This is a genomic window from Mesorhizobium sp. B2-3-6, assembly GCF_006442305.1.
Taxonomy (GTDB): Bacteria; Pseudomonadota; Alphaproteobacteria; order Rhizobiales; family Rhizobiaceae; genus Mesorhizobium.
This window is the reverse complement of sequence record NZ_VFVW01000008.1, coordinates 122,382-135,395: the sequence shown is the minus strand read 5'-3', so window position 1 is coordinate 135,395 and position 13,014 is coordinate 122,382. Positions and strand designations below refer to the sequence as shown.

Here is a 13,014-nt window from a genome sequence, read left to right as displayed (position 1 = left end):
TGGTGAACGCGGCGGTTACCATAAACGGATTGGTAACGCTGCCCCGATAGCTTGCCCGGAAGTGAGGCAGGATCCCTTTGCCGCCTCCAGCGCAACAAGAAATTCAAAGGAACTATCAGTGCGTCAGGCGTTGTCGGGCATCGTTTCCAAATCCGCGTCCCCTTTCAAAACGGTCATGATCATCGCCGTGGCGATGACCATCGTCGTTGCAAGTGCGGCCCCGTCGCTCGCCGCGAAGTCCGCGGCCATCGTGGTCGACGCCAAGACCGGCAAGGTGCTCTACTCCTCGGATGCCAACGCCCGGCGTTATCCCGCCTCGCTCACCAAGATGATGACGCTTTATTTGACTTTCGAGGCTCTGGCCAAGGGCAAGATCAGCCGGAACTCGCCGGTCGTCTTCTCGGCTCATGCCGCGGCAGAGCCGCCGACGAAGCTCGGCGTGAAGCCGGGCGGATCGGTGGCGGTCGAGACCGCCATCCTGTCGATGGTGACCAAATCGGCCAATGATTCGGCCACCGCGCTCGGCGAAATGCTCGGCGGCAACGAGACCAACTTCGCCCGCATGATGACTGCCAAGGCGCGGCAGCTCGGTATGAACGGCACCGTGTTCCGCAACGCCAACGGCTTGCCCGATCCCGGCCAGTTCACCACTGCGCGCGACATGGCAACGCTCGGCATCGCGCTGCGCGAACATTTCCCGCAATATTACGGCTATTTCTCGCAGCGCTCCTTCCTCTATGGCCGCCAGCGCATCAACGGCCACAACCGCCTGCTTGGACGCATCAAGGGCGTCGACGGCATCAAGACCGGCTACACCCGCGCTTCGGGCTTCAACCTGGTTTCGTCGGTTTCCGACGGCAACCGTCGCATTGTCGGCGTGGTCATGGGCGGCACCTCGGGCAGCAGCCGCGACAATCAGATGGCGGCCCTGATCAACACCTATCTGCCGCGGGCATCGACCCGAGGCGGCGGCGATCTGGTCGCCAAGGCCGATAGCGGCAACCCGGTGACGGCATTGGCCAAGGTGCTGTTGCCCAAGCACGACGCACCGACTCCGGATGAGAAGCCGATGGCGGTGGCCAGCGCCGATGACGCGGACGAGGCCGTTGCCGACGACGCGACGGTAGCCCAGGGCGACAGCGAGGACGCCGACGATAACGCAGCCGAAGAAACCAAAGTGGTTGTTCCGGCAAAGAAGGTGAAGACGGTTATCGTCTCCGCCCCCAAGGTCGCCACGGCACAGGTGGTGTCCGCTTATGCCGAGCCCGCGCCGGCCGTCGACCCGGTCAATACCGCGTCGGTGCCGTCGGGTTGGGCCATTCAGGTCGCCTCGTCGCCGAAACAGTCCGAAGCCCAGGCCTTCCTCGACAAGACCACCAAGCAGGCGCCCAAGGCGCTGGCAGATGCCTCCGGCTTCACCGTCGCCTTCGACAAGGACGGCGTCACGTACTACCGCGCCCGCTTCGGCGGCTTCGGTTCCAAGACCGCGGCCTGGAAGGCCTGCACCGCCCTCAAGAAGAAGAAAATCGAGTGCTACGCCGTCCAGCAGTAGGGACGGCGTAGAAGATATCTCCCGGAAAATTTCTGCGTCGAAGGAGACTAGTTGTGATTGGAGAGCAAGACGTCCTTGGCTTCGTTGATCCGCGCCGCCAGGAAAGACGTGCCGCCGATATCGGGGTGCAGGCGTTGCATCAGGCGGCGGTGCGCCTTGCGGACATCCGCCGCGGCGGCCCCCGCTTCAAGACCAAGGACCTTGTAGGCCTCCTCCTTAGTCATGGCGCCCGGACCTGGCGCAATACCCAGCCCTTCGCCACTGTGCGCCTCAGCGTTTTTGCGCCAGACGGGAAATCTGCCGTCAAGATACGTCTCTAGCAGTTGCCGGCTCTCCGGGTCACCGGAGAGTTCGCGAAACAGCTGCAGCAATTCGGCTTTGCCCATCGCACCAAGCATCATGCCTTCATGGCGGCCTGCCAGGACAAGGCCTTCAAGGCCTCCTGTATCGTGATCGAGGTCCATTTCCAGCGCCGCTGTGCGTACGGTCGAGCGTCTCCGCGCCGGCATCACGGCTCGCCGGTTCAGCCGCATCGAGCCGTACCAGGCGATCGCTGCGAGCAGGATGATGCCGCCGAGACCGCCGCGCCCGACCAGCAGCACGGCGCCCCCGACCAACGCCAGCAAAACCGGCCCAACCTTCCTCATGTCGCCTGCAAGCCTGCTCGGGTCGGCCCGCACGAAAGCCGTTGCCAGGCCCATCAGCACCAGCAGCAATGCGACGACAGCGATGATCGCGCCTACCATATTCCACTGCCCCGTGAATGCCTGGCGATCGGCCGGTTTTCCAGACTATTCCTGAACACGAGCATGCCGCCACCGGGTGTTATTTCTGCGCCGCAATCATGACCTTGCGCGACACATGGTCCGCATCCCACCACGCCGCGGCGCGATGTGGTCGGCGCGAGTGCGTCAGATATCGAAACCGGATGGTTCCTATCGCTCATGATTTTCAAGATGTGGCGTTGTCGCGACGCTTGCAAGTCCAACGGACAGCAACATTGAGGGCCAGCAACCGCAGTCCGCCTATACGGGCCGACCATGCCGCCAGATTGCCCCGGAGCAAGCCAACTGGCTGCTCGGAGCAAGCCAATGGGCTGCTCGGAGCAAGCCGATAGTGATTTAGAGCAGGCCGAGATCGGCGAGCTCGCGCCGGAGTTTCGGCGGCATTTCGACCTGCCCCGGCTTGCCCTTGCCGAGATCGGCGGGTGCATCCGATGGCTTTAGATAGCGCCAGCCCTGAAAGGCGCGGCGCGGCTGCCAGTCGGTGCGCACCACTTGCGGATCCAGCATCAGATGGCAGCGGCCGATGCCCTCGTCATCGGTGAATGGCCGGATCTCGGTGATCAACTGCCGGCATTGCACACTTCCCTTGATCACCCAGTAGAGCGAGCCACCGTCGGTAACCTCATCGGCGCGCGTCGGCACCATGCGGGTGGTGTGCCAATGCTCGGCCGGTTCGCCGGCACGGCGCCGCTCGTCGAGGCGGAACGCGATCCATTCTTCGAGATCCTCGACGCTGTCGCAGCCGACGCAGAGCTTTAGGAGGTTGAGAGCCATTGCCCAAGATTTAATCCGTCGCATGGATGCGTCAACGGCCTGAGCAAGTTCTCCACAGTGCCAGCGGGCTCAACACTCCACCACATTGACCGCCAGCCCGCCGAGGCTGGTCTCCTTGTACTTCTCGTTCATGTCAAGGCCGGTCTGGCGCATGGTTTCGATCGCGGCGTCCAGCGGCACGAAATGGGTGCCGTCGCCCTTGATGGCAAGCGAGGCGGCCGTCACCGCCTTGACCGCGCCCAGCGCATTGCGCTCGATGCAGGGCACCTGCACCAGCCCGCCGACCGGATCGCAGGTCATGCCCAGATGGTGCTCCAGCGCGATCTCGGCGGCGTTCTCGACCTGTTCGGGCGTGCCGCCCATGACGGCGCACAGGCCGGCCGCCGCCATGGCCGAAGCCGAGCCGACTTCGCCCTGGCAGCCGACCTCGGCGCCGGAGATGGACGCATTGGACTTGATGATGCCGCCGACGGCGGCTGCCGTGAGCAGGAAATCGCGAATGCTGGGCTGGTCGGCCTCGGGATGGAAATGCAGCCAGTAGCGCAGTACTGCCGGCAGCGTGCCGGCCGCGCCGTTGGTCGGCGCGGTGACGACGCGCCCGCCGGCCGCATTCTCCTCGTTGACGGCCATGGCATAGATCGACAGCCAGTCATTGGCGAGCAGCGGATTGGGCCGGTTCTGCTGCCACTGCTCCTGCAGCTTGTCGTGCAATTGCCTGGCCCGGCGGCGCACCTTCAGCCCGCCCGGCATGATGCCGTCCTGCGACAGGCCGCGCTCGATGCAACTCTTCATGGCACCCCAGATGGCGTCGAGGCCGTCGTCGAGCTCATCGCGCGACATTTGTGTTTCCTCGTTGACCCGCTTCATCTCGGCAATGGAAAGGCCGCTCTTGCCAGCCATCTTCAGCATCTCGAGGGCGTTCTTGAAGGGATAAGGGACTTTTTTGCCTTCGGTCGTCACCGAACCCTTGGCTTTCATGCGCTGCAGCTCTTCTTCCGAAACCACGAAGCCGCCGCCGATCGAATAATAGATGCGCTTGAGCAGCAGGCGGTCGCCGGCATCATAGGCATAAAACGCCATGCCGTTGGCGTGGCCGGTGAGCGGCGTCTTGCGGTCGAGCACCAGATCGCCGGCCGGATCGAAACGGTAGGAGGGGTGGCCGGGCGGTGAAATCAGCTTGTCGGCGGTGATGCGAGCGACAATGCCGTCCGCCTGGTCAGGGTCGACCGTCTGCGGCGTCTGCCCGGCAAGGCCGAGAATGACGGCACGGTCACTGCCATGGCCGATGCCGGTATAGGCGAGCGAGCCGTGCAGGCTGGCGCCGATGCGAGCAACCTTGGCGCCGGCCGGACGCGGCCAGTCGTCTCCGGCGATCTCGTCGAGGAAACGGCGGGCGGCCGTCATCGGTCCCATCGTGTGCGAACTCGATGGTCCGATGCCGATCTTGAACAGGTCGAAAACCGAAAGGAACACGGGCCACAATCTCCCGAAGCCGCTCTGGGACTACATATAGGAACTCCCGCGATGTTTCCGCTGTTTTGAACGGCGCGGCGCAGCGCCCGCCGACCTTGTTTGCTCCGGCAGCGACATGACCGTCGCTGCCGGCGGACGATCGAAGCAATCGCACTGGATGTGATAGGTTCCGCCAATGGGCGATTCCCTCGATCTTTCGACAGCCGATCTCGCGGCGCTGGCGTTCTTCCTCATTGCGTGGGTTTTGCATACGCTCGCCTCGGACGGTGTGCTGGTCAGCCGCATGTCGCTGACAACGGCGATGAATGCGCAGCGTCAAGCCTGGATGCGCACAATGGCCGAGCGTGAGATCCGCATCGTCGACACAGCCATCATGGGTGGCCTGCAGCAAGGCACCGCCTTCTTCGCCTCCAGTTCCCTGATCGCGCTTGGCGGCTGCTTTGCCTTGCTCGGTGCCTCCGACCGCGTGCTCGAGGTGTTGAGCACCCTGCCTCTGGGCGGCGCCCCGTCGCGCCCGGCTTTTCAGATCAAGGTGCTGGGACTGGTGCTGATCCTGGCGTTTTCGTTCTTCAAGTTCGGCTGGGCCTACCGTCTGTTCAACTATTGCTCGATCCTGATCGGTGCTGTGCCGATCCCACATGGCGAAGCCTCGCGCAACCCGGTCACCGAAACGGCGGTGTGGAGGGCGGCGCAGATGAACATGCTGGCAGGCAAGCATTTCAACTCCGGCCTGCGCGGCGTGTTCTTTTCGATCGGCTATCTCGGCTGGTTCGTCGATCCGCTGGTGTTCGTGCTGTCGACGCTTCTGCTCCTGGCCGTTCTGGTGCGGCGCCAGTTCTTCTCGGCGGCGCGCCGCGCCGTGATCGGTCAGCCGCCAGGTGCGGGAAAAGGCTGATCGATACGGCCGGACAGCCAATAGGCGAACAGCCCTATCCATTCGCGGATCGCCATTGTGGCCGCCTGCAGCGCATCGGCCGGATTGTCGCGGAACAGGCCGATGCCTTCGTCTCCCGACGTTCGATAGTCGACCGGCCACGGGACGGTCGCGAAGCCGACCTTGTCGAACAGCGCCTTGGCGCGCGGCATATGGTAGGCCGAGGTGACCAGCAGCCAGATTTCGCCCGGCTTCGGCGCTATCAAGGCGTTCGTGAAGACGGCATTCTCATAGGTGTTGCGAGATTTGCCCTCGAGGATCAGGCGCTCCGGCGCCACGCCGAGGGCGCCAAGCAGGCGCGGCGCGGTGGCGGCATCGCCCTCGCCGTCGAGGAACAATTCGCCATTGCCGCCGGAGACGACCACCTTGGCGTTGGGGAAGCGCCGCGCCAGCACGGCCGTCTCGACCATCCGGTCGCCGCCGCTGTTCAGCTCATAACCGCCGCGCACCAGATTGATGCCGCCCTCGAAGCCGCCGCCGAGCACGACGATGCCATCGACTTTTTGCGGCAGCGGCGGGCGCGGAAAGCGTTCCTCCAGCGGGTTGAGCAGCAATGCGCCGAGCGAGGTCCAGGCCGAAAGCGCCAGAACCAAAAACGCCAGCACGCCGCCGGTGGCTGCCAGCCGCGGGCGGCCGAAAAATGCCGAGACCAGCCCCGCCAGCAGCAGGAAGATCGTCAGGTTGAGCGGCTGGATAAAGAACCAGAAGATTTTCGAAAGGTAAAAGAACATCCCTCACCCCTTAGATGAGAAACGATCCTACCACCACTTCTCCGGCTGGAACGTTCCGGCCGCCTGCTCGATGACGGCAGCGGTCTGGAACAGCGTCTCTTCCTCGAACGGCCTGCCGATCAGTTGCAGGCCGAGCGGCAAGCCCTTGGGGTCTAGGCCGGCGGGCACCGCAATGCCCGGCAGGCCCGCCATGTTCACGGTGACGGTGAAGATGTCGTTCAGGTACATCTTCACCGGATCGGAAGCCATGTCCTCGTCTGCAATGCCGAAGGCGGCAGATGGCGTCGCCGGTGTCAGGATGACATCAACGCCGGCGGCAAAGACGTTCTCGAAGTCCCGCTTGATCAGATTGCGCACCTTCTGCGCCTGCAGATAGTAGGCGTCGTAATAGCCCGCCGACAGCACATAGGTGCCGATCATGATCCGGCGCTTGACCTCGCGGCCAAAGCCGGCGGCGCGGGTCTTCTCATACATCTCGACGATGTCCTTGCCCGGCACGCGAAGGCCGTAGCGGACGCCGTCATAGCGCGCAAGGTTGGACGAGGCTTCGGCGGGCGCCACGATGTAATAGGCCGGTAGCGCGTATTTGGTGTGCGGCAAGGAGATGTCGACGATCTCGGCGCCGGCATCCCTGAGCCAGGCAATGCCCTTCTGCCAAAGGGCCTCGATCTCCTCCGGCATGCCGTCGACGCGGTATTCCCGGGGAATCCCAACCTTCATGCCCTTGATCGGCTTGCCGATCGCCGCCTCATAATCCGGCACAGGCCGGTCCACCGAGGTCGTGTCCTTCGGATCGACGGAGGCCATCGATTTGAGCAGGATCGCGGCATCGCGCACGTCGCGGGCGATCGGCCCGGCCTGGTCGAGCGACGAGGCGAAGGCGACGATACCCCAGCGCGAGCAGCGGCCATAGGTCGGCTTGATGCCGACCGTGCCGGTGAACGCGGCCGGCTGGCGGATCGAGCCGCCAGTGTCGGTGGCCGTGGCGCCCGCGCACAGGAAAGCCGAGACGGCGGAGGCCGAGCCGCCCGACGAGCCACCCGGCACCAGCTGCGCATTGTCCAGGGTGCGCGCGGTCCTGGTGCCGCCGGCCGAAACGAAGCCGCCATCGCCCTGATGCGTGGTCGGCATCACCATCGTATCGACGCGCGAACGCCGCCACGGGTTGACCACCGGCCCGTAATAGGACGTCTCGTTGGACGAGCCCATGGCGAACTCGTCCATGTTGAGCTTGCCCAGCATGACCGCCCCGTCAGCCCACAGATTGGAGGTGACGGTCGATTCGTAATGCGGCTTGAAACCGTCGAGCACATGGCTGCAGGCCTGGGTGTGCACGCCCTCGGTGCCGAACAGGTCCTTAATGCCGAGCGGAATGCCTTCCAGCGCACCGCCCTCGCCTTTGACCAGCCTGGCGTCGGAGGCCTTGGCCATGTCGCGCGCCTTGTCGCCGGTCACCACGACGTAGGCGTTGAGCGCCGGATTGGCGCGCTCGATCGCAGCAAGATAGGCGTCGGCGATCTCGGTCGCGGTGATTTCCTTGGCGCGCAGCTTGGCGCGGGCCTGCGAAATCGTCAGTCGGGTCAGGTCGCTCATCAGGCAAGGCTCTTTTCGTAAAACACCGACCACTCGGAATCGGGATAATCCAGCACCGGACCGCAACGCGAGAAGCCGGAACGTTCATAGACAGCCCAGGCGGCAGGATGGCGATCGCCCGTCTCCAGAACCAGACGCTTCAATCCTTCCTCGCGCGCCAGCGCTTCGACACGCTCCACGATCCTGGCGCCGATTTTCTGGCCGCGATGCGTGGGCCGCGTGTACATGCGCTTGACCTCGCCTATGGCACCGTCATGGCGCCTCAGCGCCCCGCAACCGATTGCAAGACCGTCGTCGCGGGCGACGAAGACCGTGGTCTCCGGGCCGGCCATCTGCTCGACGGTCAGGTGATAGCAGTGTTCCGGCGGCGTCAGTTCGAGCAGCGTCTCGTTGAGCTCCGCGACCAAGCCGCGCACATCGTCCTGCAGCGGCGTCTCGATGGCGATTTCGATGGCCATCGGCCTGTTACTCCACGACCTTCGGCACGAGGAAGAAGTTCTCTTCCGTGGCAGGCGCGTTGGCGACGATGTCGGCAGCCTTGTCGCCGTCGGTGACGACGTCCTGGCGCTTCTTCATCCCCATCGGAGTTACCGAAGTCATCGGCTCGACCCCGGAAACATCGACCTCGTTCAGCTGTTCGACGAAGCCCAGTATGGCATTCAGCTCGCCGGTCATGCGTTCGGCATCTTCCTCGCTCACCGCAATGCGGGCGAGACGCGCGACGCGCTTCACTGTCTTGACGTCAACGGACATGTTTGTGCCTCGGGAAAACCAGCCCCGGCCTATAGCGGCGCCGCGCGCGGCGCGCAACATGTGCATGCCCACAATCGGGCAAATGGCCTCACGGCGGGGCCATGCCCTCGCACAGATAGTAGCTGCCGCTGTTGCCGCTCGCCTCGCTCTCGTCTTCGATGGGCCGGACGGAGACGAGATCGATCTCAGTCGGGCTCATCTGCGTCACCGAGAGCACGTCGGGAAAGACGTAGCCCGGCTCCTGGCAAATGGCCGTCACCGCCCAGCTCGGCGAGCGTGTCGCCTTACTGATCTGCAAGAACTCGCAATTGTATTCGACCCCCTGCAGGCCATGGGCCGACAGCACGATGTTGCCGGCATCGATCAGCGTCTGCAGGGTGTCTTTCCCGGCCTGTGCGCAGAGCTCCTCGGACTTGAGGTAGACCCCTTCAATGAAATCGTCCGCGGCAAACGCCGGCGACGCCGCAAACAGAATCGAAACGCAAAGAGAGTTCCTCAAGCCCATGTTCTAATTCCGTTTTCAATTTATAGCGTGACCGCCTCGCCGATCCCAGGCACGACGACATTCACGCCCGAACCCTCCATTCCGGCGACGAATTTGTCGGGGGTCTGGTCGAGCAGGCCGAAAGTCGCATAGTGGCATGGGACGGCGACATCGAACTTGAAATAGCGGCGGCAGGCGAGAGCCGCGACAGCGCCTCCCATGGTAAAGCGGTCGCCGACCGGCACCAGGCCGATCTTCGGCTCATGCAGCTCGTTGACCAGCGCCATATCCGAGAAGATGTCGGTATCGCCCATGTGATAGAGCGTCTTGTCGGCCTGGAAATGCAGGACCAGCCCGCAGGGATTGCCCATATAGATGCCGTCCCCATAGGACGAGGAATGCAATGCCTGGACAAAAGTCGTCGTGAACGGGCCGCAGTCCACCGTGCCACCGGTGTTGCCCTGGTTGATATTGTTCTGGTCGACGCCCTGGCCGCCGAGATAGCCGCAGACCTCGGGGTTGGCGACCAGCATCGCCCCGGTCTTCTTGAGGATCTCGAGCGCATCGCCGACATGGTCTCCGTGACCATGCGTCAAAAGCACGTGGGTGACACCTTCGGCCGGGCCTTCCCAACTTTTCCTCCAAAGCGGGTTGCCGCTCAGGAACGGGTCCATCAGGATGCTTGCGCCCGCCACCTCGATCTTGAAGGCGGATTGTCCGTACCAAGTGAGTTTCATCAGCGAGTTCCTCGATTTTTGCTCCGTCGGAGGATAGAACGGCGTCAGCTCAAGAGCAAAGTGTTACGGCGTCCTCGCGTGTTCAAAACGCCGCGACGGCGCTGTCGGGTCAAAGGAAAACCGTTGGCTATCATTACCATCGAGGAATTGCCGGCGCGGCTGGCCAGCGGCAGGACGCTTGCCGGGCTCGATCTCGGCGACAAGACCATCGGCGTCGCCGTTTCGGACCGTGGCTTTTCCTTCGCGCATCCGCGCCCGGTCATCATGCGACGAAAATTCTCGCTCGACGCGGCCGTGCTGCTGGATCTGCTGCAAAAGGAGAATGCCGGCGCGGTGGTGATTGGACTGCCGGTCAACATGGACGGCTCGGAAGGTCCGCGCGCGCAGAAATCGCGCGCCTTCGTACGCAACATGGCCGCCTTGAGCGACCTTCCCTTCCTGCTATGGGACGAGAGGCTGTCGACGGTAGCCGCCGAACGGACGCTGATCGAGATGGATTTTTCGCGCGCCAAGCGCGCCGGCAAGATCGATTCGGCCGCCGCCGCCTTTATTCTGCAGGGAGTTTTGGACCGGCTTCGCTCGCTCGGTGCAGCCGCTCGAACTGCACCGGAACCGCCGACCGCCCCCTGATCCAGCCGATAATTTCACGACGGCGGCGAAACGCCCAGATCGCCAGCAGCAGCAGGCCGTCGAATATGCAGGCTCTTCCCACCATGCCGGGAATGATTGCCGGGTCGATGCCGAGCATCTGGCCGTAGAGTTGGAAGACGAAATCATGCAACTGCCGGCTCAGCATGACGTAGCCGAAATTCATGTCGTTGAGCGACAGGTAGAACCAGCCCCAGAAAAGCGCCATCGGAGCCGCCCACAATGCGAAGATGTAACGCATCAGCGGCCTCCCTTCCGGATCGGCTGGGGTCGGCCCGATATCAGCGAAAGCAGCGAATTGTGAGCTGCGGCCCTGGCCATGCTGTGCGCCGTGGCGTGGATTTCGACCTCATCCAATGTGGCCAGGGTGCGGCGCTCGGCAAGCATGGCGACATAGGAGGCCAGAAGTGCGGCCAATTGCACGGCGACGACCAGGAACAGCCCGTTGATGCCTTGCGCCGCGCCTCCGACCAAGATCAGCGACAGCACGCCGGAAGCGCTGATGAAGGCGATGCGGGCAACGCTGTCGGCGCCCGGATTGCTGGCATTGTTGATCAGCGCCTCGACAAAAGCCCAGAAGAACAGCACCGCCACGACAAGCAGGGCCGTTGCCAGAGGCGCAACCACGACGACATTTTCGAGATCGACGAAGCGGGCGCTCTCGATCGTCACGCCCAGCACCCCAAGCGCCCCGGCCACGCCGCGGTTTCCATCGATGCAGATGATCGCCAGCAGGGCGAAAACGATCGTCCAGTGCAAGGCGAGAAAAGAGGTCAATACCTGTCGCATCGTGATTCCTGCTTCGACAGGAATGACAGTGGGCTTTGCCGCCAGCCCTCGCAACGGAAACCATTTGTTAAGGTTAACGGCGCGGGGGAATGACCAAGGCGTGGTCCATGGCTGCTGCTCAGGTGGTTGGCGGATAGAGCGTGTCGATGATCATGCGCGCATCATGGCGCGAATCGAGCATGCCGTAGGTGTTGCGCCACTGGCCCGCCAGCCGCGTCTCGACGAAGGCATCGGCGATCCGCCCTGCCCCCAACCGGCGCAATTCCGCCGCCGCCGCCGACAGCGCCAGTTGCTCCGTCAGCAGGCGGGCCGAGCCTTCGTCGGTCGCGGCGACTTGCATCGCCGCCTTCAGCACACCGATGGTGCCGCGTCCGCCCGCGCCCAGGTCGCGATCGATGCCGGCAAGCACCTCCTCGAATAGGCCCGGCGCGCGGCCAAGCACGCGCAGCACATCCAGCGCCATGACATTGCCCGATCCTTCCCAGATAGCGTTGACCGGAGCTTCGCGATAGTAGCGAGCGAGCGGCGCCTCCTCGACATAGCCGTTGCCGCCGAGGCATTCCATCGCCTCGTAGAGCAGCGGCGGCGCAATTTTGCAGACCCAATATTTGACGACCGGCGTCATGGCACGGGCAAAGGCCGCCTCGCCGCGATCGCTCGCCGCCTCGTCGAAGGAACGCGCCAGACGGAACGACAGCGCCGTGGCAGCGGCGACGTCGAGCGCCATGTCGGCCAGCACGCGCTGCATCAGCGGCTGCTCGATCAGGTTGGTGCCGAACACCTGGCGATGGCGGGCGTGATGAACGGCTTCGGCCAGACCCGCCCGCATGATCGCCGAAGACGCCACGGCGCAGTCGAGCCGGGTCAAGGTCACCATGTCCATGATCGTCTTCACGCCGGCGCCCGGCTCGCCGACCATCTCGCCGATCGCGCTGACGAACTCCACCTCGGAAGACGCATTCGACCGGTTGCCGAGCTTGTCCTTCAGGCGCTGGAAACGGAAGCCGTTGCCCGAGCCGTCGCCAAGGACGCGCGGCACGAGGAAGCACGACAATCCCTCCGGCGCCTGCGCCAGCACCAGGAATGCATCCGACATCGGCGCCGACATGAACCATTTATGGCCGGTCAGGCGATAGAAGCCGCTGCCGACGCGCTCGGCCTTCGTCACATTGGCGCGCACATCCGTGCCGCCCTGTTTCTCGGTCATGCCCATGCCAAGCGTAAGCCCGGTCTTCTCGACCGGCGGCTTTTGGCTCTGATCGTATTTGCGCGTCGTCACGCGCGGCGCCCACTCGCGGAACAGTTTCGGGCTTGCCATCAGCGCTGCCAGCGAAGCGCTGGTCATGGTGATGGGACACAGATGTCCGGTCTCGAGTCCGGCCGTCAGGTAGAACCGGGCCGCGCGCACCTGATGGCGGCGGCCGATCTCGGCGTCGCCGTTCTCCCAGACCGAGGAGTGCAGCCCGTTGGCGACGGAACGGCGCATCAAGGCGTGATAGGCGGGGTGAAACTCGACCAGATCAATGCGCCGGCCCTGGCGATCATGCGTCCTGAGCCTCGGCGTTTCGACATTGGCGAGGCGGGCCAGTTCCTGGGCCTCCTGCGTCAACACGAAGCGGCCGAGCCCGTCGAGATCCTTGCGCACCGGATCGGAAAAGCGCTCGGCAAGCTGGATCAGCAACGGATCGCCCCGCCAGGCGTTGCCGCCTGTCAGCGGCGGCGGCTGGTTCGTCACGTCGTCGGTCACGCTTCATCCTTACT

The 13,014-nt window shown here is 64.1% G+C and carries 15 protein-coding genes; 3 read left to right on the top strand and 12 right to left on the bottom strand.

What is annotated here, in order from left to right:
* Positions 1-118 precede the first annotated feature (118 nt).
* Positions 119-1,552, top strand: coding sequence for a D-alanyl-D-alanine carboxypeptidase (locus tag FJ953_RS22680; RefSeq protein ID WP_140525248.1), 1,434 nt, complete (start codon positions 119-121; stop codon positions 1,550-1,552).
* 47 nt (positions 1,553-1,599) lie between these two features.
* Here FJ953_RS22680 and FJ953_RS22675 read toward each other — a convergent pair whose 3' ends face one another.
* The 3 genes from FJ953_RS22675 to FJ953_RS22665 form a co-directional block, all read right to left on the bottom strand.
* A complete protein-coding gene (locus tag FJ953_RS22675) occupies positions 1,600-2,298 on the bottom strand; it encodes a DnaJ domain-containing protein (protein ID WP_140625105.1) in 699 nt (232 codons plus the stop codon).
* Between the two features lie 375 nt (positions 2,299-2,673).
* Entirely contained in the window at positions 2,674-3,111 is a 438-nt protein-coding gene (locus FJ953_RS22670) for a DUF1489 family protein (RefSeq protein WP_140498734.1), read from the bottom strand.
* 69 nt (positions 3,112-3,180) lie between these two features.
* Positions 3,181-4,584 (bottom strand): L-serine ammonia-lyase, encoded by a 1,404-nt coding sequence (locus FJ953_RS22665; protein WP_140625104.1) that lies wholly within the window; start codon positions 4,582-4,584, stop codon positions 3,181-3,183.
* A gap of 175 nt (positions 4,585-4,759) precedes the next feature.
* On the opposite strand from FJ953_RS22665, the gene FJ953_RS22660 reads away from it, so the two are divergent.
* On the top strand, positions 4,760-5,479 hold the full coding sequence (locus FJ953_RS22660) for a DUF599 domain-containing protein (protein WP_140625103.1): 720 nt from the start codon (positions 4,760-4,762) through the stop codon (positions 5,477-5,479).
* On the opposite strand, the gene FJ953_RS22655 is transcribed toward FJ953_RS22660, so the two are convergent.
* The 6 genes from FJ953_RS22655 to FJ953_RS22630 form a co-directional block, all read right to left on the bottom strand.
* Positions 5,452-6,249 carry a YdcF family protein gene (locus tag FJ953_RS22655; protein ID WP_140625102.1) on the bottom strand — a complete coding sequence of 266 codons (798 nt, stop codon included), beginning with the start codon at positions 6,247-6,249 and terminating at the stop codon, positions 5,452-5,454. The two genes, FJ953_RS22660 and FJ953_RS22655, sit on opposite strands and share 28 nt — an antisense overlap.
* Positions 6,250-6,276: 27 nt before the next feature.
* Positions 6,277-7,842 carry an amidase family protein gene (locus FJ953_RS22650; RefSeq protein WP_140625101.1) on the bottom strand — a complete coding sequence of 522 codons (1,566 nt, stop codon included), beginning with the start codon at positions 7,840-7,842 and terminating at the stop codon, positions 6,277-6,279.
* Entirely contained in the window at positions 7,842-8,300 is a 459-nt protein-coding gene (locus FJ953_RS22645; RefSeq protein ID WP_140625100.1) for a GNAT family N-acetyltransferase, read from the bottom strand. The genes FJ953_RS22650 and FJ953_RS22645 overlap by 1 nt, the downstream gene beginning before the upstream one ends.
* A 7-nt stretch (positions 8,301-8,307) precedes the next feature.
* Positions 8,308-8,595 carry an Asp-tRNA(Asn)/Glu-tRNA(Gln) amidotransferase subunit GatC gene (gene gatC / locus FJ953_RS22640; protein WP_140625099.1) on the bottom strand — a complete coding sequence of 96 codons (288 nt, stop codon included), beginning with the start codon at positions 8,593-8,595 and terminating at the stop codon, positions 8,308-8,310.
* 88 nt (positions 8,596-8,683) lie between these two features.
* Positions 8,684-9,100: a hypothetical protein gene (locus FJ953_RS22635; protein WP_140498747.1), complete on the bottom strand. Its 417-nt coding sequence runs from the start codon at positions 9,098-9,100 to the stop codon at positions 8,684-8,686.
* A 20-nt stretch (positions 9,101-9,120) separates the two neighbouring features.
* Positions 9,121-9,816, bottom strand: a complete 696-nt coding sequence (locus FJ953_RS22630) for a metal-dependent hydrolase (RefSeq protein WP_140625098.1) — start codon at positions 9,814-9,816, stop codon at positions 9,121-9,123.
* Between the two features lie 123 nt (positions 9,817-9,939).
* Here FJ953_RS22630 and ruvX point away from each other — a divergent pair, with 123 nt between their 5' ends.
* The gene (gene ruvX, locus FJ953_RS22625; protein WP_140625097.1) at positions 9,940-10,446 is read left to right on the top strand and encodes a Holliday junction resolvase RuvX; all 507 of its coding nucleotides are present in this window, start codon (positions 9,940-9,942) and stop codon (positions 10,444-10,446) included.
* On the opposite strand, the gene FJ953_RS22620 is transcribed toward ruvX, so the two are convergent.
* The 3 genes from FJ953_RS22620 to FJ953_RS22610 form a co-directional block, all read right to left on the bottom strand.
* Positions 10,364-10,705, bottom strand: coding sequence for a DUF6105 family protein (locus tag FJ953_RS22620; RefSeq protein ID WP_140625096.1), 342 nt, complete (start codon positions 10,703-10,705; stop codon positions 10,364-10,366). The two genes, ruvX and FJ953_RS22620, sit on opposite strands and share 83 nt — an antisense overlap.
* A complete protein-coding gene (locus tag FJ953_RS22615) occupies positions 10,705-11,253 on the bottom strand; it encodes a hypothetical protein (protein WP_140625095.1) in 549 nt (182 codons plus the stop codon). The genes FJ953_RS22620 and FJ953_RS22615 overlap by 1 nt, the downstream gene beginning before the upstream one ends.
* Positions 11,254-11,371: 118 nt before the next feature.
* Positions 11,372-13,000 (bottom strand): DNA alkylation response protein, encoded by a 1,629-nt coding sequence (locus FJ953_RS22610; RefSeq protein ID WP_140625094.1) that lies wholly within the window; start codon positions 12,998-13,000, stop codon positions 11,372-11,374.
* Between the last annotated feature and the right edge of the window lie 14 nt (positions 13,001-13,014).